At 67.4% G+C, this 20257-nt stretch carries 20 protein-coding genes; 6 read left to right on the plus strand and 14 right to left on the minus strand.

Going from position 1 to position 20257, the window contains the following annotated elements; translation table 11 throughout:
• Positions 1-109 precede the first annotated feature (109 nt).
• Entirely contained in the window at positions 110-739 is a 630-nt protein-coding gene (locus tag IED13_RS07830; protein WP_038359183.1) for a 2-hydroxychromene-2-carboxylate isomerase, read from the plus strand.
• Here the strand turns inward: IED13_RS07830 and IED13_RS07835 are convergent, their stop codons facing one another.
• Together IED13_RS07835 and IED13_RS07840 are read right to left on the minus strand one after the other, a co-directional pair.
• On the minus strand, positions 740-1486 hold the full coding sequence (locus IED13_RS07835) for an SDR family oxidoreductase (protein WP_191123849.1): 747 nt from the start codon (positions 1484-1486) through the stop codon (positions 740-742).
• Entirely contained in the window at positions 1479-2294 is an 816-nt protein-coding gene (locus IED13_RS07840; RefSeq protein WP_191123850.1) for a glycosyltransferase family 2 protein, read from the minus strand. The genes IED13_RS07835 and IED13_RS07840 overlap by 8 nt, the downstream gene beginning before the upstream one ends.
• Positions 2295-2688: 394 nt before the next feature.
• On the opposite strand from IED13_RS07840, the gene IED13_RS07845 reads away from it, so the two are divergent.
• On the plus strand, positions 2689-3342 hold the full coding sequence (locus IED13_RS07845) for an outer membrane protein (RefSeq protein ID WP_113252607.1): 654 nt from the start codon (positions 2689-2691) through the stop codon (positions 3340-3342).
• A 318-nt stretch (positions 3343-3660) separates the two neighbouring features.
• Here the strand turns inward: IED13_RS07845 and IED13_RS07850 are convergent, their stop codons facing one another.
• The 4 genes from IED13_RS07850 to IED13_RS07865 all read right to left on the minus strand — a co-directional run bounded on the left by IED13_RS07850 (position 3661) and on the right by IED13_RS07865 (position 6360).
• Positions 3661-4266, minus strand: a complete 606-nt coding sequence (locus IED13_RS07850) for a glutathione S-transferase family protein (RefSeq protein WP_191123851.1) — start codon at positions 4264-4266, stop codon at positions 3661-3663.
• A gap of 34 nt (positions 4267-4300) precedes the next feature.
• Complete coding sequence (locus IED13_RS07855; protein ID WP_191123852.1) at positions 4301-5152, minus strand: 23S rRNA (adenine(2030)-N(6))-methyltransferase RlmJ; 852 nt, start codon at positions 5150-5152, stop codon at positions 4301-4303.
• A 70-nt stretch (positions 5153-5222) separates the two neighbouring features.
• Entirely contained in the window at positions 5223-5888 is a 666-nt protein-coding gene (locus IED13_RS07860; protein ID WP_113252604.1) for a ribonuclease T2 family protein, read from the minus strand.
• Between the two features lie 10 nt (positions 5889-5898).
• Positions 5899-6360, minus strand: coding sequence for a hypothetical protein (locus IED13_RS07865; protein ID WP_038359169.1), 462 nt, complete (start codon positions 6358-6360; stop codon positions 5899-5901).
• A gap of 222 nt (positions 6361-6582) precedes the next feature.
• On the opposite strand from IED13_RS07865, the gene IED13_RS07870 reads away from it, so the two are divergent.
• A complete protein-coding gene (locus IED13_RS07870) occupies positions 6583-7218 on the plus strand; it encodes a pyridoxamine 5'-phosphate oxidase family protein (protein WP_051987526.1) in 636 nt (211 codons plus the stop codon).
• 15 nt (positions 7219-7233) lie between these two features.
• Here IED13_RS07870 and IED13_RS07875 read toward each other — a convergent pair whose 3' ends face one another.
• Together IED13_RS07875 and IED13_RS07880 are read right to left on the minus strand one after the other, a co-directional pair.
• Positions 7234-8364, minus strand: coding sequence for an iron-containing alcohol dehydrogenase (locus IED13_RS07875; RefSeq protein WP_112762742.1), 1131 nt, complete (start codon positions 8362-8364; stop codon positions 7234-7236).
• A 165-nt stretch (positions 8365-8529) separates the two neighbouring features.
• Positions 8530-9444, minus strand: coding sequence for a DMT family transporter (locus IED13_RS07880; RefSeq protein WP_210323545.1), 915 nt, complete (start codon positions 9442-9444; stop codon positions 8530-8532).
• Positions 9445-9578: 134 nt separating this feature from the next.
• Here IED13_RS07880 and IED13_RS07885 point away from each other — a divergent pair, with 134 nt between their 5' ends.
• Together IED13_RS07885 and IED13_RS07890 are read left to right on the plus strand one after the other, a co-directional pair.
• A complete protein-coding gene (locus IED13_RS07885; protein WP_038359166.1) occupies positions 9579-9896 on the plus strand; it encodes a metalloregulator ArsR/SmtB family transcription factor in 318 nt (105 codons plus the stop codon).
• Positions 9897-9898: 2 nt separating this feature from the next.
• Positions 9899-10441 carry an SRPBCC family protein gene (locus IED13_RS07890; RefSeq protein WP_113252600.1) on the plus strand — a complete coding sequence of 181 codons (543 nt, stop codon included), beginning with the start codon at positions 9899-9901 and terminating at the stop codon, positions 10439-10441.
• A 63-nt stretch (positions 10442-10504) separates the two neighbouring features.
• Here IED13_RS07890 and IED13_RS07895 read toward each other — a convergent pair whose 3' ends face one another.
• The 5 genes from IED13_RS07895 to IED13_RS07915 form a co-directional block, all read right to left on the minus strand.
• Entirely contained in the window at positions 10505-11830 is a 1326-nt protein-coding gene (locus IED13_RS07895) for a chloride channel protein (protein WP_210323546.1), read from the minus strand.
• Between the two features lie 158 nt (positions 11831-11988).
• The gene (locus tag IED13_RS07900; RefSeq protein WP_191123854.1) at positions 11989-12513 is read right to left on the minus strand and encodes a winged helix DNA-binding protein; all 525 of its coding nucleotides are present in this window, start codon (positions 12511-12513) and stop codon (positions 11989-11991) included.
• A gap of 162 nt (positions 12514-12675) precedes the next feature.
• Positions 12676-13665, minus strand: coding sequence for a TRAP transporter substrate-binding protein (locus IED13_RS07905; protein WP_112762739.1), 990 nt, complete (start codon positions 13663-13665; stop codon positions 12676-12678).
• Positions 13666-13705: 40 nt separating this feature from the next.
• Positions 13706-15013 carry a TRAP transporter large permease gene (locus tag IED13_RS07910; RefSeq protein WP_038359157.1) on the minus strand — a complete coding sequence of 436 codons (1308 nt, stop codon included), beginning with the start codon at positions 15011-15013 and terminating at the stop codon, positions 13706-13708.
• Positions 15014-15016: 3 nt separating this feature from the next.
• Positions 15017-15565 carry a TRAP transporter small permease gene (locus IED13_RS07915; protein WP_113252597.1) on the minus strand — a complete coding sequence of 183 codons (549 nt, stop codon included), beginning with the start codon at positions 15563-15565 and terminating at the stop codon, positions 15017-15019.
• A 223-nt stretch (positions 15566-15788) separates the two neighbouring features.
• On the opposite strand from IED13_RS07915, the gene IED13_RS07920 reads away from it, so the two are divergent.
• Positions 15789-19385 carry a hydantoinase B/oxoprolinase family protein gene (locus IED13_RS07920; RefSeq protein WP_191123855.1) on the plus strand — a complete coding sequence of 1199 codons (3597 nt, stop codon included), beginning with the start codon at positions 15789-15791 and terminating at the stop codon, positions 19383-19385.
• Positions 19386-19415: 30 nt separating this feature from the next.
• On the opposite strand, the gene IED13_RS07925 is transcribed toward IED13_RS07920, so the two are convergent.
• The gene (locus IED13_RS07925) at positions 19416-20210 is read right to left on the minus strand and encodes a class I SAM-dependent methyltransferase (protein ID WP_142021688.1); all 795 of its coding nucleotides are present in this window, start codon (positions 20208-20210) and stop codon (positions 19416-19418) included.
• Positions 20211-20257 lie beyond the last annotated feature (47 nt).

The raw sequence follows: 20257 nt of genomic DNA on the forward strand, positions 1-20257 counted from the left end.
CCCGTTCGGGGACGCTGCGCGGAGCGGGGTTGCGCGGCCAGGCGTTGCGCAACCGCAGGGACGGCTGCGAAGCTGCGGCGTTTCCGCTGCTCCTGCCGGGTGTCCCGTCGTGCCACGCTCAATCCAATATTACTTCTCGCTGCATTCGCCCTGGACCTATCTGGGCAACGAGCTCTTCCACGAGATCGCGCGCAGGCATGGCGCGAGCATCGTCTACCGCCCAATGCCGCTGCGCTCGGTCTTCGACGAGACCGGCGGATTGCCGCTGCCGAAGCGGCATCCCGTCCGCCAGCGCTATCGCCTGGTCGATCTGCAGCGCTGGCGCGAGCGGCGCGGGCTGCCGCTCGTGCTCGAGCCGAAGCATTTCCCGTTCGATCCCTCGCTGGCGGACCGCGTCGCTGTCGCGATCCTCGCGGCCGGCGCCGATCCGGCCGGCTTCATCGCCGATGTGATGGCCGGCGTCTGGGCGCGCGAGGAGGATATGCGGGAACCGGAGGCGATTCGGGCCTGCGCCGTGCGTGCGGGCTTCGATGGCGAAGCCCTGCTGGGGCAGGCCGCGAGCGAGCCCGTGCGGCAGCGCTATGAGGCGACGCTCTCGGAGGCCGTGGCGGCCGGTGTCTTCGGCGCGCCGAGCTATGTGCTCGACGGCGAGGTGTTCTGGGGGCAGGACCGGCTCGAACTGCTCGACTCGGCGCTGTCGAGCGGGCGTGCGCCCTATCGGCCGGACGGCGCGGTCTGATCAGTCGACGATATCGGGCGTGCGCCAGCCCAGATGCTGGCCGGCATCGACGGCGATCATCTGCCCGGTCACCGAGCGGGCGCGGGCCAGATACAGCACCGCCTCGGCGATCTCCTCCGCGGCGACGCGGTGGCCGAGCAGCGTCGCCGCCGCTTCCTGCTCCATCAGCCGCTGTCCGTCATGCGGGTTGGGAAAGGTCGGGCCGGGGCCGACGGCGTTGACCCGGATGCGCGGCGCCAGCGCCTGGGCCAGCGTGACGGTCGCCGTCAGCAGGGCAGCCTTGGTCAGCGTGTAGGAATAATATTGCGGCGTCAGTTTCCAGACGCGCTGGTCGACGATGTTGACGACCGCCCCGTTCGCATCCGGCGGCAGGCGCTCGGCCATGGCGCCGATCAGCAGGGACGGCGCCCGCAGGTTGACCGCGAACTGACGATCCCAGATTGCGACGTCGAGCGAGCGCACATCGTCGATAACGAAGCTCGAGGCGTTGTTGACCAATAGCGTGACCGGCCCGAGCGCGGCTTCGACCGACGGCAGCAGAGCGCGAACCGCTTTGGCATCGGCGAGATCCGCCTGAAAGACGCCGCAGGAACGCCCCGCCGCCGTCAGGCGATTCGCCAGTTCCTGCGCTTCGCCGCGGCCGCTGCCGTGATGGATCGCAACGGCATAGCCGGCATCGGACAGCCGCTCGACGATGGCGCGCCCGATTCGCCGCGCGCCGCCGGTGACGAGCGCGACCTCAGTCATCGTTGGCGCGTTTGCCGACGGAAGCGCCCGGCGGCGTGATGCCGGCGTCGCGCTGCAGGCGTCTTTCCCAATGCTTGGCGGCGCGCAGATAGCGGTAGAAGGCGAAGTTCATCGCGGTCATAAAGCCGTAGAGCCCGCGCAGCGCGTGCCGGCGGCCGATATAGGCCTTGATGAAATTCGCCGGGAACTCGGCGAGGAGGCGGAAGACTGAAATGGTCTCACCGCGCGCGTCGAGGTCGTCCGCCTGAGCGTCGCTATAGGCGTTGAGCTTCTCCATCTGCTCGCCGAGCGAGCGCACCGAGAAGTGATGGATCGTGCCCTTCAGCTTGCCGACCCGCGCATCGGGCTCGAGATCGACGCGATCATGGACCGGGGACAGCGAGTAGCGTCCCTTCGACTTGCGGTAGAGCCGCACGGGCGCCAAGGCATAGGCGAAACGATGCGGGGCCTTCTCGCCGGGAAAAATCTCCGCGATTCGCGTCTTGTAGGCGTCGGCCGGCGGCATCCCGGCCTGGAACAGGGCCGCGATCTCGGCAGCGAGATCGGGCGGCAGCACCTCGTCCGCATCGAGATTGAGCAGCCAATCATGGCGGCACTGATCCTCGGCGAAGCGCTTCTGGCGGCCATATCCGGGCCATGGATTGAAGATGACGCGAGCGCCGAGCGCCTCCGCCACGGCCTGCGTGCCATCGGTCGAGCCGGAGTCCACCACGACGATGTCGTCGCTCAGGGAGCGGGCCGCCGTGATGGTGTGGCCGATGCGGTCGGCTTCGTTCAGTGCGATGATGAAAATGGAAAGAGGCGGCACGGTCTCGTTCGATCCCTGAGATTTCAACGCTTAAGCACGCTTGACGAAGGGCGGCAAGACGAGTGCGCCGAGGTTCTTCGCGCATGAAAAAAGATTCGTACCGGTCGAGGAACCTTGCGCAAGCCGGGGCGTTTCTCGACCGGTTCTCCATGGCCGCCGAGATGCCAGCGGCGTTCTATTAGTATTCGATTTACCATGCTGGCTTTCACGGCCGTGGTTAACTCGGCTTTACCTATTTGCATTCAGTTATCGCATTCGTGCCGCATTTCTGCCGCGGTCTGCAAGGTAGATGTGCTTCCGGTGCAACAGACAAAAGCGACGACAGGTTCTATACCATCGTCATCGAAATCACCCGCCGGGCTTTCCGGCGACCGCGACGACTAAGGAGTTTGTCATGAAGAAGTATCTGCTCGCGAGCGTTGCCGCTTTCGGCATCATCGCTGCCGGCGCCGCCTCGGCTGCCGACCTGCCGTCGCGCAAGGGCCCGGTCGCTGCCCCGGTCTACATCCCGCCGGTTTTCACCTGGACCGGTTTCTACGTCGGTGGCAACGCCGGCTACGGCTGGGGCAACGTGAACGCCGACGGCTTCGCCAACGTTGGTGACGTCGATGGTTTCACCGGCGGCGGCCAGATCGGCTACAACTACCAGATGGGCCAGTTCGTGCTCGGCCTCGAAGCCGACCTGCAGTACGCTGACCTGAGCAGCGGCAACAGCTTCAGCGGCATCAATGTCAAGACCGACTACTTCGGCACGGTCCGTGGCCGCGTCGGCGTCGCCTTCGACCGGTTCCTGCCCTACATCACCGGTGGTTGGGCTTACGGCAACGTGAAGACCTCGATCCCGGGTCTCGGCTTCTCGTCCGACAAGACCCACACCAACGGCTGGGTCATCGGTGGTGGTCTTGAGTACGCTGTCACCAACAACATCATCGCCGGCGTCGAGTACCTCTACGTCGACCTCGGTGAGAAGAGCGTGCTCGCCGGCTCGGGCACCAAGGTCGGCACCGACTTCTCGGTCGTCCGCGCCCGCCTGAGCTACAAGTTCTGATCCGATCACATCGGATTTGAGCAACCCGGTGGCCTCGGCCACCGGGTTTTTTGTTGTGCGCGAGACATGCGCTTCGACAAAGCCACAAGAATAAAGCCCGGCGCTTTCGCGAGCGCCGGGCTTCTTTCGATCGGGGGAGCGTTGGCGAGCAGAGCAGGACCGTCTTGGAGCACGCCGATTGATAACAGAGCTACGTGGTCATCCCGGGCTTGACCCGGGATCCCCGCCGGAGCGTCCGATCAAGGTTCAGGCATGGATCCCGGCTCTTTGCTTCGCTCCGGCTGGGATGACCCGCGTTTCCATGAAACGCAGCAGACACTAGCCCTTGAAGCGCGTGCTTTCGAAAGCCGGGACGCGGGCCGCGAAATCATCGAGCCAGGCGACCAGCTTGGGATAGTCGGCGCGCCAAGTGCCCGCGAAGCGTAGATCGAGATAGCCGAGCGCGCAGGCGAGCGCGATCTCGCCGATGCGCGGGCGGTTGGTGAAGGCGGGCGGGGCCGTCTCCAGCGTGGCGAGTGCCCGCGAGACCTTGCCGGTCTGATGGGCGAGCCAGTCGGCGTTGCGGCCCGCTTCCGGCCGGAAGCGTCCCTCATAGACTTGCAGCAAGGCCGCGTCGCAGATGCCATCGGCGAGGGCCTGCAGGCGGAGCTGAGCGAAGCGGGCCTCGCCGGCCGGGATGAGCTTTCCGCCGCCGGCGAGATGGTCGAGATACTCGACGATCACGCGCGAATCGAACAGCGTCATGCCGTCTTCCAGCACGAGTGTCGGAATCTTGCCGAGCGGATTCTGCCGGCGCAGCGGCTCCGCCGGATCGGTGGTGTCGGCCACGACGATCTCGATACGGTCCATCAGGCCGAGTTCGAGGGCCGCGATCTTGACCTTGCGGCCGAAGGGCGAGGCGGGGGAGGAGCGCAGGACGAGCATCGGTCGGGAATCCTGGAGGAAAAGGAGAGGGCGGTCAGCCGTCGGAGCGGAGCGGCTCGCATAGATAGCGCGGCCGCTGGCCCTGTGCGAGCCGCTCGGTCAGCGCGGGCAGCAAGATCTGCATGTCCTCGGCGAGCTTCCAGGGCGGATTGGCGATCAGCAGGCCGGTGGCGCCGAGACCGCCGGCGGCTTCGGGGCGATCGACGTCGATCTCCAGCCGCAGCAGGCGGCCGATATCGGCATCCAGCACCTCCTCTACCATCGTCGCGACGGCGCGCCGGTCCTTGATCGGATACCAGAGCATGTAGATTCCCGTCGGCCATTTGCGATGGGCGGCGATGAACTGCGTGGTCAGCGTGGCGAATTCGTCCTTCTCCTCGAAGGGCGGGTCGATCAGCACGAGGCCGCGCCGTTCCTTCGGCGGGGTGTTGGCGCGCAGCGCCGTCCAGCCGTCGATGGCCAGAGCCTTGCTCCGCGAGTCCCGCCCCAGCACCTCGGCCAGCTTGCGATAGGTCGGCGGATGGAGCTCGGCGGCGATCAGCCGGTCGAACGGGCGCATGGCGTGGCGGCAGAACCAGGGCGAGCCCGGATAGGCATCCGGCCCATGCTCGGCGCGGACCGCGGCAAGGACTGCCCGGTAGGGCGCGAGCAGCGCCTCGGCGGCGGGGGCGAGCGGCGAGCGGTCGAGCCGCGCCACGCCATCCTTCCATTCATGCGTCCGCAGCGCCTCTTCCGAGCCGAGATCGTAGCGGCCGACGCCGGCATGGGTGTCGATGACGCGATAAGGCGTCGGCTTGGCGTCGAGATGCAGCAGGATGCGCGCAAGGACGGCGTGCTTCAGCACATCGGCGAAATTTCCGGCATGGAAGCCGTGGCGGTAGTTCATGCGCCGCTTCTAGAGCATCCGCCCGAAAAGTGGGATGCGGTTTTCGGAGACGCGGAGGCGATAATCCGTATCAGCGCGGCGCGACGACGGTGAGCTCGCGCGCCCGGCAGCCCGAACGATCGACCTCCTGGCAGGTGCGGAAGTCGCGCAGATCCTTGCTGAGGCAGATGCGGACCTCCTGCAGCACGCCGCGCTTGCAGGAGACGGACATCATGTCCGTGCGCAGGCCCGGATTGGCGGCGACGAAGGCGCGTTCGAGGTCGAGGACCGTCCAGCTCTGGTCGCTGTCGGCCTTGGCGAGGGCCGGCGGGACGACGACCTTGTCGCGGGCGCGGCGAGCATCGCGGAAATAATCGGCAGGGCTGGATCCGGAGCAGGTGCCGTGCTTGCGCCACTCGTAGCGGGCAAGGCCCTCGGTCGGATAGACGCCCTCCGCCTCCGTCATCGCCATGCGCGAGGGCGACCGGCCGGAGGGGCCGCAATCGCTCGGAAAGCCGCGCTCATATTGCGGCCAGAGGCCGTGAACGACGAAGCGCAGGCCGCTGCCCCCGGCGCATTGCTCGCGATTGCGCGTGCGGTCGCCATCGAGCTCGCAGAAGCCCGGGGACCAGGAGAGCGCAAGCACATAGAAATCGAAGTCACCCGGAGCGCCGCCGCGCTGGCCGAAGCCTTGCGCCTGCGCGGCGCCGGCAAGGCAGAGCCAGGCGAAGGCCGCCAGGGCGATGCGCCCGATCATCGCAGGACGCTCAGGGCCGGGCCATCTTGCAGTCGGGTGCGTAGGAGCGCTCCCTGTCGAGGCCGGCGACGCACCAGTTCACGTTCCAGGTCATGCCGAACAGGCCGAGATTTTCGCGGACCGAGTAATCGACACGGTGATAGATGCCGTTGTTCAGCAGCAGGCGGGCCGAGCAGAAGCGCCGCGGAATGAAGTCGGCGCCCCAGGGGCGGAAGCCGAGCTGCGCGATGCGGTCATAGGAGAGCGCCCGCAGCGGTCCCCAGAACTTGGCCTCGCGCGAATCGAACCAGCTCGACAGATGGGAGAGCACCGCCGGGTCGTCGCAGCCCGGCAGATTGCCGTACATCGGGACGATACGCGCCTCGGCGCGGTCCGGCGGCGCGACATAGCGGCCTCCGGCAGCCTCGGCGGCACTGAGGCCCGCCAGGCAGGCGAGCGAGACAAGGGCGGTACGGAGCAGGGCGCGGCGCATGGAATCAGGCCTCGTAAAGGCAGAACGCTGGTTGCGCTTACGATGGCTCTCCGCCCCGCAGGGGTCAAGGCATCGCGCTTCGCGAGGCCGCGATGCTGCGTGGCCGTGGCATTTCGGCCCGCCCGCCGGCCAGCCTTGCGTTCGGCGTAGGGCGCGGGCAGCGCGCGCGGGCTGGCCGGACAGGCCAGCTTGGGTGACAATCGCGGCAACGAGGGAGGTAACATGGACGATTGCTTCGACGACCCCGCAGCGCGCATTGAGGATGCTGCCTCGCTGCGCAGCCATATCGGCCCTGTGAATCCGGTGGCGGCGAGCAAGGTGCTGGACCGGCTCGACCGCTTCTGCCGCGACTTCATCGCGCTCTCGCCCTTCCTGGTGCTTGCAAGCAGCGACGGCGAGGGTGGGGTGGATGCGAGCCCGCGAGGCGATGGGCCCGGCTTCGTGCGCGTGCTCGACGAGCGGACGCTGCTCATCCCCGACCGACGCGGCAACAATCGCGTCGACAGCTTCGGCAATGTCCTGGCCTCGCCGGGCGTCGGCATCGTCTTCATGGTGCCGGGCATCAACGAGACGCTGCGGGTCAACGGCAAGGCGCTGATGACGCGCGATGCCGAGCTGCTCGCCCCCTCGACGGTGCAGCAGCGGCCGCCGCTGACCGGGCTGATCGTGACGGTCGAGGAGGCTTATTTCCACTGCGGCAAGGCGCTGATCCGCGCGAAGCTGTGGGACCCGTCCAGCCAGGTGCCGCGCCACAGCTTCCCGACGCTCGGCCGCATCGTCGCCGAGCAGACCCGGATGGTCGAGGCCGAGGAAGCCGACCGCAATCTCGAAGAGGCCTATCGCAGCCGCCTCTATTGAGGCGGCTGCTCTTCGTCAGAAGGAGGCTTCGAGCATCGCGGCATAGTCGGCCGCCGTCGCCGGGCGCGGATTGGTCGCGCTCGAATGGTCCAGCGTCGCGGCCTCGGCGATCGCCGGGATGACGCTGCGCGGCGCGCCCATCGCCGTGAGGGTGGCGGGCATGCCGAGGCTGGCGACCAGCTTCGCGATCCAGTCGGCCAAGTCGGTGTCCGGGGCGAGGCCGAGCACGCGCCGGATCTCGGCATATTTCGCTTCTGCGGAGGGGGCGTTGAAGCGCAGCACGGCCGGCAGCAGCACGGCGTTGAGCGTGCCGTGATGCAGCGAGACCTCCTTCAATCCGCCAAGCGGGTGCGAGAGGGCGTGAACGGCGCCGAGCCCCTTCTGGAAGGTCATGCCGCCTTGCAGGGCGGCCATCATCATCTCCTTGCGGGCCTCGCGGTCGGAGCCGTCCTTCACGGCGCGGCCGATATGGGCGACGGCGCGCCGGAGGCCGTCGAGCGCGATCGCCTCGGCCGGCGGGTTCTCGCGCGGGCTGAGATAGGTCTCGATGCAGTGGGTGACGGCGTCCATGCCGGTGGCGGCGGTGAGCCAGGCCGGCAGGCCCATGGTCAATTCAGGATCGCAGATGGCGAGGCGCGGGATCAGATGCGGCGAGATGAAGCCGAGCTTGCGCCCATCCTTCAGCGTGATCAGCGCGGCGCGGCCGACCTCGCTGCCGGTGCCGGAGGTGGTGGGGATCGCGACAACCGGCGCGACCCCGGCCGTGACCTTGGGAATACCGCCGAGGATGGCCGCATAGGTTTCCAGCGGGCCGTCATGGGTGGCGAGCAGGGCGACGCCCTTGGCGAGGTCGAGGGGCGAGCCGCCGCCGATGGCGACGAGGCCGTCGCAGCCATGCTGGCGATAGAGCGCCAGCGCCGCTTCCACCGCCTCCTCCGTCGGGTTGGTGGGCGTGTCGCCGAAGACGGGCGCGTTCTTCAGAACGCCGGCATGCCGGCTCACCGCGTCGACGAGGCCGGCGGCGACGATGCCCTTGTCGGCGACGATCAGCGGCCTGGCGATGCCGAGTCCGGCCAGATCGGCCTCGATGCCGGCGATCTCGCCGAAGCCGAACTTGATCGTCGTGAGATAGGTGATCAGCGCCATGGTTTCCTCCGGCCCCGGATTCGGTCCGCTTCGCGAGCGCGGCAGGGCATCGGGCATTCTTGGCCTGCCATGCGGGTCGGTGCCAAGCCCGTCGCTACGAACTCAGCGCAGGGCGGTCAGGCGACAGGCGGGGCCGCGCGTCGCAAGGCTAGCCGGCGGGATGTCTCAGGCGCTGCCGGCATGTGCGCTCCGATCGCGGGATGCGGCTCGGCCGGCGATGCCCGCCGCGCGCCGCTCCAGCAGCATCAGCGCGAGGCCGGCCGCGACGATCAGGGCGGCGCCGCACAGCATCAGCGGCGTCGGCCAGTCGCCGAAGAACAGCCAGCCGAAGAGCAGGGCCCAGATGATGAAGGTGTATTGATAGGGCGCGACCACCGACGCCTCGGCCAGCTTGAGCGCGCGCGTGACGCACAGATGTCCCAGCAGGGCGACGATGCCGAGCAGGCCGAGCAGGGCGAAATCGCGCGGGGTGGGCATCACCCAGCCGAGCGGCAGCAGGGCCGTGCCGAGGAGCAGCGAGCCGAAGGTCTGCCAGGCGACCAGCGTGACGTCGGGCGTGCCGCGCAGCTTGCGTCCGGCGATCAGCAGCGCCGCGAAAAGCACGCTGCCGGTCAGCGCCAGCAGCGCCGGGGGCGAGAAGCTCGCGCCCGATGGCGCCAGCGCCAGCGCGACGCCGAGGAAGCCGAGGCCGGCGGCGGCCCAGCGAGCGGGGTCGACACGCTCGCCGAGCAGCAGGGCCGCGAGCAGGACGGCCCAGACCGGCGCGGCCATCCAGAGCGTCATCGTATCGGCCAGCGGCAGATGGGCGACGCAGACATAGAAGAGCGTCGATTCGGTCGCGCCGATCGCCATGCGCAGAAGCTGCAGGCGCGGGCGCTCGGGCCGCAAGGTGCGGCGGATGCCCTGCCTGAGGATGAAGGGCGCGAGCACGAGCAGCGCGGCGGCGCTGCGAAGCAGCATGAGCTGGCCGGGCGTGTAGGTCGAAACCAGCCATTTCCCCATCACGTCGTTGAGGGAGAACAGCAGGATTCCGAACAGCATCACAGCGATGCCGGTCAGGGATGCGTTGCGGGGGATCATGATGGGCAGGGTTCCTCGGGCGCGCTTCCACTGGCCCAGGCGCCGCGCACTGGCAACCCCGGCAGACGGCATGGCGCCATGCAGGCCATAATTTAATTGTTGACTTAATTAAGTGAATGACGAATTATTGGTCCATGGATCGTTTTGCCGCCCTCGCCGAACCGACGCGCCGCCAGATCGTGGAGATGCTGGGGGAGAGGCCGCTGGCCGCGGGTGAGATCGTGGCGCGATTCCAGATGAGCGCGCCGGCTGTCTCGCAGCACCTCAAGGTGCTGAAGGAAGCCGGGCTCGTGCGGGTCGAGGTGGCCGGGCAGAGGCGGATCTACAGCCTCGATCCGGCCGGACTCGACGCCTTCGAGGCCTGGGTGCGCAAGGTGCGCGGCTTCTGGGGCGCGCATCTCGATCTGCTGGAGAAAGAACTGGCAAAGCCCGATGCGGGCGAGGGAGAGTAGCCATGAGCGCGTATGGTGTTGTTCTGGAAAGCGGCGCGGTGCGTTTCGAGCGATTGCTGCCGGGGCCGATCGAACGGGTCTGGGCCTATGTCACCGAAGGCGACAAGCGGGCGACATGGTTCTGCGGCGGCGATGTCGAGCCGCATGTCGGCGGCGAGGTCGCGCTGTTCTTCAAGCATTCGCGGATCACCGACGAGCCGCCGCCGGAAAGTGCCCGCAAGATGAACGACGAGGGCAAGCTGATGACCGGCACGGTCACGGCGTGGGAGCCGCCGTATCGCTTCGCCTTCAACTGGACCGGCATGGGCGATCCGGATTCGGATGTCGAATTCGCGCTGTCGGAAGCCGGCGACAAGGTCCGCCTCGTGCTGACGCATCGCCGGCTGGCGACGAAGGACCGGATGGCGATGGTCTCGAGCGGCTGGCATCTGCATCTGGGCTTGCTCGAGGATCAGCTCACCGGCGCCAGGCCGCGCGGCTTCTGGTCCGTGCATGAGCGGCTCCAGGCCGAATATGCCGAGCGGCAGAAGGACGCGTCGATCTGATCGGGCGCCGCTGCCCGCGTGAAGAAGGCCCGGCATTCGCCGGGCCTTCCCGCAAGCCGGGGATCACGCCGTCGATGGCGTCGCCTGGACTCGCCGCTGGCGCAGGACATCCGCGATGAAGAGGCGCGACAGCGCGTGATAGAGCGGCTCCCGCGTGATCAGCCGGGCAGTCCCGTAGCCGAGCACGGATGCCGCCATCAGTGCGATGACGTTGTCGTGGTTGCCGGTCATCTCGAGGATGATGACGAAAGCCGTCATCGGTGCCTGAACCACGCCCGAGAAATATCCGGCCATGCCCAGGACGGCGGCAAGACCGATCGGAGAGCCGAGAAGGGCGCCCAGCGTGCTGCCGAGCCCGGCGCCGACCGACAGGGACGGCGCGAACAGCCCGCCCGGAATTCCGGAGACGGACGAGGCCAGGCTCGCCAGGAATTTCGCCAGGAAGAAGGAGGCCGGCAGCGGCGTGCCTTCGATGGCGCTGCGCGCCTGGGCGTAACCCGTGCCGAAGGTCGTTCCGTCCGAGGCGACGCCGATGACGGCGACGAGGCAGCCGGCGGCGACAGCGACGATCAAGGTGCGCCGGAGCGGAGTTGCGGCCCGCCAACGTCGGATACGCCGCGTCAGCGCGACCATGAAGCTGCTGAAACAGGCCCCGAAAGCGCCTCCGAGGACGCCGCAGCAGAGCACCAGAAGCCCGTCGCGCCTGAGTTCGGCCGTCGCGTTGGTAAAGCCGAAATAGGTGTAGTTCCCGACGATGGCCAGCGAGGCGAGGCCGGCGATGATGACCGCCGAGAGCACGATGCCGTTGGTGCGGGCCTGGTAGGTCCGGCTCATCTCCTCGATGGCGAAGACAATGCCGGCGAGCGGCGTGTTGAACGCGGCCGCGATGCCGGCGGCAGAGCCCGCCAGGATGAGGCCGCGTGCCTGCACCATGCCGCCCCAGCGGGCCACCTGCAGCATGATCGAGGCGCCGACCTGCACCGTCGGCCCCTCGCGGCCGATCGAGGCGCCGCAGAGCAGGCCGATGACGGTCATGACGATCTTGCCGGTCGCGATGCGCAGCGACAGGAAGCGGGAGCGCTCGGCGTCGTCACGCAGGTGGCGCGCGGCGATGGCCTGGGGAATGCCGCTGCCCTGAGAGCCCTGCACGAAGCGCGCGGCAATGAAGGCGCACAGGCCGAAGCCCAGGGGCGTCACCAGCAGGGGCAGGAAGCGCAGCCCGTCCTGCCGGCCGGTGATCTCCGAAAAGAGCTGCTGGGCCTCGTCGGCCAGCCGCGCGAAACCGGCGCTGACAAGGCCGATGGCGAGCGCCCCGAGCCAGAAGACCAGCCGCTGCCGCCAGTAGCGCGGCGTGACGACCAGGGCGCGCGAGCGCCGGAGCAGTCGCATTTTGCCTGGGCCGCGCACGTCATCCTCTCCGCAAGCCGATATCGGGACAGCCGGCTATAGCAGGATTGCCGGCGGGTATGTCGAGCGACGACCGGCATGGCAGCCCTGCGCTGCCCGGTGCCCCTGCCGCTCCGGGAGGCGGCTGGCGGAGCGCGTTCCTAGAGGCTCGCCGCTGCCCGTGCCGCCTGGTCGTACTGGCCGGAGAGGGAGCGCATCATTGCGGCGATCTCGGAGAGTCGGGCCGGGTCGGCTCCGGTGGCGCGGACGGATTTGACCAGGAGCTGCTCGCGGATCTGGGCGTAGCGCCGGCAGGCTTCCTCGCCGGCCGGCGTGACCTCGACGGTCTTTTCCTTGCCCTTGCGGCCACCCTTGAGGAGCTTCAGCCGCTCGAGCTTCTTCAGCGAATAGTTCACCAGATGCGTGTCCTCGATGTTGAGGACGAGGCAGATATCGGCGAGCCGCTTCGGCTTGCCGCGATGGTTGACGTTGTGCAGCACGAGCACGTCGAGCGGCGACAGGTCGGGCATGCCGGCCGCCGCCATGCCGCGCACGATCCAGCGCTGGAAGGCATGCACGGTCATGCTGAGCGCGAACTCGAATTCCGAGAGAGCCGGCAGCGCTCCGGAGGCGAGATGGCCGGAAGAAACGATCGGGCCGAGATCGTCGGAAAAGGAAGAAGTCATCGCACTCGTCCTGAGTGAAATCGCTGAGTCATCCCGGACAAGCCGCGTGAGCGGCGCCGATCCGGGATCCATGCCTGAACCGTTCCGGCATGGATCCCGGGTCTCCCTTTGGTCGCCCGGGATGACCGCGCTCTTGATAGAAGCGTGGCGGAGCCGCTCGCCTCACATCTTCTTGTAGGCGTCGATGATCGCTTGGCCGTCGGCGCCGGCTTTCTTCAGCCAGTCGGCGGTCAGCGTCTCGCCCGCCTTCTTGAAGCCGCTCGCCAGCTCCGGCGAGGGCGCCTGCACCTTCATGCCCTTGGCCTTGAGCTGGTCGATGTACCAGCCGGCCTTGTCCTGCCACATCTTCCAGCCGCGCTCCTCAGCGGTGGCGGCGGCCTTGAGGATCGCCTCCTGCGTCGGCTTGTCGAGCGCGTTGAAGGCGGCCTTGTTGACGAAGGTGGCGTCCTTCGGGATCCAGGCCTGCACGTCGTAGAAGTGGTCGAGCGATTCCCAGACCTTGGAATCGTAGCCGGTGCCGCCTGACGACATGAAGGAGTTGACCACGCCGGTGGCCAGCGCCTGCGGCAGCTCGGCAGCCTGAATGGTGACCGACTGCATGCCGAGCAACTCGCCGAGGCGGGCGGTGCCGACATTGTAGGCGCGCCACTTCAGCCCCTTCATGTCCTCGACCGTGTTGATGTCCTTCTTGGCGTAGACGCCCTGCGGCGCCCAGGGAACCATGAAGAGCAGCTTGATGCCCTGCGCGTCGAGCTTCTTCTCGATCGCTCCCTTGGAGGCGGCATAGAGCTTCTTCGACTGCTCGAAGCTCGTGGCCAGGAAGGGCACGACGTCGATGCCGAAGACCGGATCCTCGTTCTCGTGGATCGACATCAGGATCTCGCCCATCTGGGTCTGCCCGCTGGCGACGGCGCGCTTGATCTCGGGCGCCTTGAACAGCGCGGCATTGGCATGGACCGTGATCTGGAGCTTTCCGCCCGTCGCCGTCTCCACGTCCTTGGCGAAGAGGGCGAGGTTCTCCGTGTGCGGGTTGTCGGTCGGATAGGCGTTGGGCAGGTTCCACTTGGTCTGCGCCGCGGCGGGGGCGGCCATGGCGAGCGCGCTGACGCCGAGCGCGAAGGCTGCTCCCGTCAAGGTTCTGCGATTGATCATGCTGACATTCCCTCTCTCTGGTTGATTGTGATTGTGACGCTCACCGATCCGGGAAAGCGAGGTTCGGCAGGTAGAGCACGATGTCCGGGAAGGTGGTGATGATGATGACGGCGACGTTCAGCAGAAGGAAGAACGGAAAGGCCGCCTTCGCAATCGTCATCGTGTCCTTGCCGCTCATGTTCTGCAGCACGAACAGGTTGAAGCCGACCGGCGGGGTGATCTGCGCCATCTCGACATGGATGACGAGGTAGACACCGAACCAGACGAGGTCGAAGCCGGCTTCCTTCACCATCGGCAGCACGATCACCGCCGTCAGCACGATCATCGAGATGCCGTCGATGAGGCAGCCCAGGATGATGTACATGCAGGTCAGCGCCAGCACGAGCATGTGCGGGGAAAGCGACTGGCCCTTGACCCAGTCTGCGAGCGCCGCCGGGATGCCGGTATAGGCCATCGCCGCCGTGCAGAACGCCGCTCCGGCCAGGATCAGCATGATCATGCAGGTCAGGCGCGTCGCGCTCATCACGCTTTCGAAGAAGGTCGACCAGGTCAGCGTGCCGCTCCACCAGGCGAGGAACAGCGCGCCCGTCACACCCCAGGCGGCGCATTCCGTCGCCGTCGCGAAGCCGAGGACCAGCGACAGGAAGACGGCGGCGATGAGCAGCAGGCAGGGCGCGAGCTTGGCCGATTGCCGGATCTTCGCCATGAACGCCATCGGCGGGTCGCGCGGGGGTATCTTCTTCGGGTTCAGCAGCGACCAGATGATGACGTAGCCCATATAGAGCGCCATCACGAGCAGGCCGGGCAGAAAGCCGCCGAGGAAGACCTGCAGCACGGAGACGTTGGCCGTGACGGCATAGACCACCATCGGGATGGACGGCGGAATGAGCAGGCCGAGCGTGCCGGAGCCCGCCAGCGTGCCGATGCTGATGCCCTCGTCATAGCCGCGCTTCTTCAGCTCAGGCAGGGCGATCTTGCCGATCGTGGCACAGGTCGCCGCCGAGGAGCCGGAGACGGCGGCGAAGATGCCGCAGCCGACGATATTGGTGTGCACGAGGCGGCCCGGCAGCCATTGCAGCCAGGGCGACAAGCCCTGAAACATCTGGGCGGAGAGGCGTGTCCGGAACAGGATCTCGCCCATCCAGATGAACAAGGGCAGCGCCGCCAGCGTCCAGGAGGCCGAGGCGCTCCAGACCGTGGTAGCCATCACCTGTCCGATCGGGACGTCGGTGACGAGGATCATGGCGAGCAGGCCGACAAGGCCGAGACCAACCGCGATCCAGACACCGCTGGCGAGGATGACGACGAGGAAGCCGAGCAGGACGATGGAGAGGATGGGAAGGCTCATCGCTCAGACGCCCCCGCCCTGCGCGACACGCTCGATCAGCTCTTCCGTCGTCTTCGGCGGCTCGGGCTCGTAGGTCGGCCTGCCGCCGCGCGCCACGGTGACCCATTCCTCAGCGATGGCGATCAGCAGGATCGCGAGTCCGAGGACCATGCCGCTCTGCGGGATCCAGAGCGGCACGGAGACTACGCCTGTGGACATGTCGAAGAACTGCCAGGAATCATAGGCGAGCTTGCCGGCCTGCCAGGTGAAATAGGCGATGAAGGCGGCCGCGATCGTCAGCGAAACCAGCTCCGCGATCCGACGTGGCCGGCCGTGCAGGCGCTCGAGCAACAGCCCGACGCGGATCATCTCGCCCTTCCTGAAAGTGTGGGCGAGGCCGAGGAAGGCCATCGCGACCAGGGACCAGGCGGTGAAGTCGTCGCCCGAAGGGACGTTGAGATTGACCTCGCGGCCGAGCGACAAGAGCATCATCAGCACGAAGATGCCGACGAGGAACAATCCCGCGAGATAGCCGGCGGCGAGGTAGAGGAGGTCGAGCGTTCGGCGGGTCATCGCGGCGCCGCTCCCCGCAAAGCGGGGCACACGCCCCTGATTGTCAGGACCGTTCGCATCGTCGCATCCTCCACCTTTCGCTGGAGAGGCCCCTCAGCCTTCTTCCAGCCACAATTGGGATCGTAGCCGGCGAAATCGGCTTGTCAACACAACATCGACGATTTATCGATGAAATGTCGGCGTTGATCACCCGCCGGCAAGAGGCGCGGGGGAGAGCTTTCCGATGACGGCACGCTGGGACTTCTGGATCGATCGCGGCGGCACCTTCACCGACGTGATCGGGCGCGATCCTGCTGGCAATCTCCATGCCAGGAAGCTGCTCTCGGAGAATCCCGGCGCCTATCGCGATGCCGCGGTGCAGGGCATCCGTGACCTGCTCGGCCTGAAGGCCGGCGAGCCCATCCCGGCCGGAGCCGTCGGCGAGGTGCGCATGGGCACCACCGTTGCCACCAACGCGCTGCTGGAGCGCAAGGGCGACCGCACGCTGCTGGTCACTACCAAGGGCTTTCGCGACGCGCTGCGCATCGGCTACCAGGCCCGGCCCGACATCTTCGCCAAGCAGATCGTCAAGCCCGAGCAGCTTTATGAAGACGTGCTGGAGGTCGAGGAACGCGTGCTCGCCGACGGCACGGTCGAGCGCGTGCTCGACGAGGCGGCGGTCCGTGCGGCCTTGCAGGCGCAGTTCGATGCGGGCTTCCGCGCCGTCGCCATCGTGTTCATGCATGGCTACCGCTACAGCGCGCATGAGCAGGCAGCGGCTCGCATCGCCCGCGCAATCGGCTTCCCGCAGGTTTCCGTCAGCCACGAGGTCTCGCCGCTGATCAAGTTGGTTGGGCGCGGCGACACCGCCGTGGTCGATGCCTATCTCTCGCCGATCCTCGGCCGTTATGTGCAGCAGGTGTCGGAGGAGCTCGACGTCGCCCGCACCGGCGCGCGCCTGATGTTCATGATGTCTTCGGGCGGATTGACCGCGGCCGAGCTGTTCCAGGGCAAGGACGCGATCCTCTCCGGCCCGGCCGGCGGCGTCGTCGGGCTTGCCGAAACCGGTCGCTCGGCCGGGTTCGACAGGGTGATCGGCTTCGACATGGGCGGCACCTCGACCGACGTTGCCCATTTCGACGGCGAATATGAGCGCGCCTTCGAGACTGAGGTCGCCGGCGTGCGCATGCGCGCGCCGATGATGCTGATCCATACGGTTGCGGCCGGTGGCGGCTCGATCCTGCATTATGACGGCGCGCGCTTCCGCGTCGGTCCGGATTCGGCGGGTGCCAATCCCGGTCCGGCCGCCTATCGCCGTGGCGGGCCGCTCGCGGTGACCGACGCGAACGTCATGGTCGGCAAGCTGATCCCATCCTATTTCCCGGCGATCTTCGGGCCGAAGCAGAACGAACCGCTCGATGTCGCGATCGTCCGCAACAAGTTCGCGGTGCTGGCTGCGGAAGTCGGCGATGGCCGCTCGGCCGAAGAGGTCGCGGACGGTTTCGTCCAGATCGCGGTCGCCAACATGGCCGAGGCGATCAAGAAGATCTCCGTCCAACGTGGCTATGACATCACCCGCTATGCGCTGAACTCCTTCGGCGGCGCCGGCGGCCAGCATGCCTGCCTCGTGGCAGACGCGCTCGGCATCAAGACGGTGCTGTTGCATCCGTTCTCCGGTCTGCTTTCGGCCTATGGCATGGGGCTCGCCGAGATCCGCTCGACGCGGACGGCCGCGCTCGATGTCGCGCTCGACGGCGAGGCCAAGGCCGCTATCGACGCCGTGGCGGAGAAGCTCGCGGCCGAGACCCGCTCGGAAGTCGCCGGCCAGGGCGTGGCGGAGGGCGATATCGCGATCCATACCCGTGCCCATATCCGCTATGCCGGCACCGACACGGCCATCGCAGTCCCCGCCGGCACGCACGCTGTGATGCAGGAGGCCTTCCAGACCGCGCACAAGGCGCGCTTCGGCTTCATGGACGAGACCAAGGCGCTGGTCGTCGAGGCGGTCGAGGTCGAGGCCGTCGGCGGCGGTGCGAAGTTCGAGGAAGCCTCGGCCGGCGAACAATCGGGCGAGCCGGCGGTGGCCGAGCGCACGCGCTTCTTCGCCAAGGGCGCATGGCACGAGGCGGCGATCGTCCGCCGGGAGGCGATGAAGCCCGGCCAGAGCGTCGCCGGCCCGGCGATCATCATCGAGCCGAACCAGACCGTCGTCGTCGAGGAGGGCTGGAGCGCCAAGCTCACCGCCAAGGACCATCTCGTCCTCGTCCGGGTCAAGGCGCTGGTCCAGCAGGCGGCGATCGGCACCAAGGCCGATCCGGTGATGCTCGAGATCTTCAACAACCTGTTCATGTCGATCGCCGAGCAGATGGGCGTGACGCTGCAGAACACCGCCTATTCCGTGAACATCAAGGAGCGGCTCGACTTCTCCTGCGCGGTCTTCGACCAGACCGGCGCGCTCGTCGCCAACGCGCCGCACATGCCGGTGCATCTGGGTTCGATGGACCGCTCGGTCGAGACCGTCATCGCCAACAACCCGGTGATCAAGCCGGGCGATGTCTACTGCCTGAACGCACCCTATAATGGCGGCACGCATCTGCCGGATATCACGGTCTGCACGCCGGTCTTCGATGCGCAGGACAAGGACATCCTGTTCTGGGTGGCGAGCCGTGGCCACCATGCCGATGTTGGCGGCACGGCGCCGGGCTCGATGTCGCCGCTGGCGACCAATATCGAGGAGGAGGGCGTCTATATCGACAATTTCAAGATCGTCGATCAGGGCCGCTTCTGCGAGGAGGAGCTGGTCAGGCTCCTGACCGGCGCGCGCTATCCGGTGCGCAACGTCGTCCAGAACGTCAACGACCTCAAGGCGCAGATCGCCGCGAACGAGAAGGGCGTGGCCGAGCTGAAGAAGATGATCGGCTCCTTCGGTCTCGATGTCGTGCAGGCCTATATGGGCCATGTCCAGGACAACGCGGCCGAGAGCGTGGCGCGGCTCCTGACCAAGCTGCACGATTCCGAGTTCACCTATCCGATGGACCAGGGCTGCGCGATCAAGGTGAAGATCACCATCGATCGCGAGAAGCGCGAGGCGACGGTCGATTTCACCGGCACCTCCGAGCAGCGGCCGGACAATTTCAACGCTCCGGCGCCGGTGACGCGGGCCGCCGTGCTCTATGTCTTCCGCGTCATGGTCGATGATGCGATTCCGATGAATGCGGGCTGCCTGCGTCCGATCAAGATTGTGGTGCCGGAGGGGTCGATGCTGGCGCCGCGCTATCCGGCTGCGGTGGTGGCGGGCAATGTCGAGGTCTCGCAGGCGGTGACGAACACGCTGTTCGGCGCGCTCGAAGCCATGTCGGCCTCGCAGGGCACGATGAACAACCTGACCTTCGGCAACGATCAGTATCAATATTACGAGACGATCTGCTCGGGTTCGCCGGCCGGTCCCGGCTTCAACGGCACCTCCGGCGTGCACGTCCACATGACGAATTCGCGCCTGACCGATCCGGAGATCCTGGAGACGCGTTTCCCGGTCGTGCTGGAGGATTTCCACATCCGCCTCGGCTCCGGCGGCAAGGGCGAATGGACGGCGGGGGACGGCACCAGCCGCACCATCCGCTTCCTCAAGACGATGGACTGCGCCATCCTCGCCTCGCATCGCAAGGTCCGCCCCTTCGGCGTGAAGGGTGGCGAGCCCGGCGAGCTCGGCAGGACGCTGGTGCGCCGGCTCTCGGGCGCGATCGAGGAGCTGAAGCCTTCCGACCAGACTCTGCTCCAGGCCGGCGAGGCGGTCACGGTGATCACGCCGACGGCCGGCGGATACGGCAAGGCGAAGGGCTGAAGCTGTGACAACCTTGGGTCGTCGGGCGCCTCAGTGCTGCGCCGGCGCCCGGCCCTTCACGGCGTTGGCCCGCGCGACATAGGACGCGCCGCCATCGCCTGCGATGGTGATGCGCGCGCGGACCTTGTCCTTGAGCAGAGCCACCGTCTGCGCGGGCAGGGCGGCAATGGCCGGGGCGACGGTCGAGCCGAGCGTGCTCGCATGCCAGAACGCGTCGAAATCGGCGAAATGGCGGCGCACGCTGATCTCGCGCGTCTCGACATCGCTGAGCCCGGCCTGTGTCCAGAGTTCGGCCAGGCTCTCGATCCGTGAGACGTCGGCGCTCGGCGGGCGCGGCGGCGTCATCCCGAGTGCCTTGAGTTCTGTCAGCACGGGGTCGAGCGGAAAGCCACCGCCTGGCATGTCCCAGGCATAGGCTGCGACGAGGCCGCCGGGCCGCGTGACGCGCACCATCTCCGCCACGCCCTTGGCCGGATCGGGCACGAAGAAGATCACCAGCGCCATCACGGCCGCATCGAAGCTCCGGTCCGGATAGGGCAGGTCCATGGCGTCGCCCAGCGTGAATTCGGCGAGGCTGGCGACGGGGCGCTTGCGGGCATAATCCAGTTGCCCCGGCGACGGATCGATGCCGCTCAAGGCTGCCGGTGCGCAGCGATCGAAGATCAATTGCGTCGAGGCGCCGTTTCCGCAGCCGATATCGGCCCAGCGCAGACCTTCGGGCGCGGCGAGCCAGTCAAGGAAGACATCCCCGGCGAGACGGCTCCACTTGCCCATCATCTCTTCATAGGCGGCGCCATCGTTGAAGCGGATCTGCTGCTCGGTCATGGCGGCGGCCTTTGTCCAGCGGTTCGGGATCGGACGATCGATCTGGA

Origin of the sequence: Allobosea spartocytisi, from assembly GCF_014764685.1 — a bacterium.
In the GTDB taxonomy this organism is placed as follows: domain Bacteria; phylum Pseudomonadota; class Alphaproteobacteria; order Rhizobiales; family Beijerinckiaceae; genus Allobosea; species Allobosea spartocytisi.

What these genes read in the sequence shown, in the direction of transcription:
- IED13_RS07895 (WP_210323546.1), bottom strand. Translation starts at nt 11,830, where the DNA reads ATGCGACTGCTCCGGCGCTCGCGCGCCCTGGTCGTCACGCCGCGCTAC.
- IED13_RS07900 (WP_191123854.1), bottom strand. Translation starts at nt 12,513, where the DNA reads ATGACTTCTTCCTTTTCCGACGATCTCGGCCCGATCGTTTCTTCCGGC.
- IED13_RS07905 (WP_112762739.1), bottom strand. Translation starts at nt 13,665, where the DNA reads ATGATCAATCGCAGAACCTTGACGGGAGCAGCCTTCGCGCTCGGCGTC.
- IED13_RS07870 (WP_051987526.1), top strand. Translation starts at nt 6,583, where the DNA reads ATGGACGATTGCTTCGACGACCCCGCAGCGCGCATTGAGGATGCTGCC.
- IED13_RS07855 (WP_191123852.1), bottom strand. Translation starts at nt 5,152, where the DNA reads ATGAACTACCGCCACGGCTTCCATGCCGGAAATTTCGCCGATGTGCTG.
- IED13_RS07920 (WP_191123855.1), top strand. Translation starts at nt 15,789, where the DNA reads ATGACGGCACGCTGGGACTTCTGGATCGATCGCGGCGGCACCTTCACC.
- IED13_RS07910 (WP_038359157.1), bottom strand. Translation starts at nt 15,013, where the DNA reads ATGAGCCTTCCCATCCTCTCCATCGTCCTGCTCGGCTTCCTCGTCGTC.
- IED13_RS07860 (WP_113252604.1), bottom strand. Translation starts at nt 5,888, where the DNA reads ATGATCGGGCGCATCGCCCTGGCGGCCTTCGCCTGGCTCTGCCTTGCC.
- IED13_RS07925 (WP_142021688.1), bottom strand. Translation starts at nt 20,210, where the DNA reads ATGACCGAGCAGCAGATCCGCTTCAACGATGGCGCCGCCTATGAAGAG.
- IED13_RS07865 (WP_038359169.1), bottom strand. Translation starts at nt 6,360, where the DNA reads ATGCGCCGCGCCCTGCTCCGTACCGCCCTTGTCTCGCTCGCCTGCCTG.
- IED13_RS07845 (WP_113252607.1), top strand. Translation starts at nt 2,689, where the DNA reads ATGAAGAAGTATCTGCTCGCGAGCGTTGCCGCTTTCGGCATCATCGCT.
- IED13_RS07835 (WP_191123849.1), bottom strand. Translation starts at nt 1,486, where the DNA reads ATGACTGAGGTCGCGCTCGTCACCGGCGGCGCGCGGCGAATCGGGCGC.
- IED13_RS07875 (WP_112762742.1), bottom strand. Translation starts at nt 8,364, where the DNA reads ATGGCGCTGATCACCTATCTCACGACGATCAAGTTCGGCTTCGGCGAG.
- IED13_RS07850 (WP_191123851.1), bottom strand. Translation starts at nt 4,266, where the DNA reads ATGCTCGTCCTGCGCTCCTCCCCCGCCTCGCCCTTCGGCCGCAAGGTC.
- IED13_RS07890 (WP_113252600.1), top strand. Translation starts at nt 9,899, where the DNA reads ATGAGCGCGTATGGTGTTGTTCTGGAAAGCGGCGCGGTGCGTTTCGAG.
- IED13_RS07915 (WP_113252597.1), bottom strand. Translation starts at nt 15,565, where the DNA reads ATGACCCGCCGAACGCTCGACCTCCTCTACCTCGCCGCCGGCTATCTC.
- IED13_RS07885 (WP_038359166.1), top strand. Translation starts at nt 9,579, where the DNA reads ATGGATCGTTTTGCCGCCCTCGCCGAACCGACGCGCCGCCAGATCGTG.
- IED13_RS07880 (WP_210323545.1), bottom strand. Translation starts at nt 9,444, where the DNA reads ATGATCCCCCGCAACGCATCCCTGACCGGCATCGCTGTGATGCTGTTC.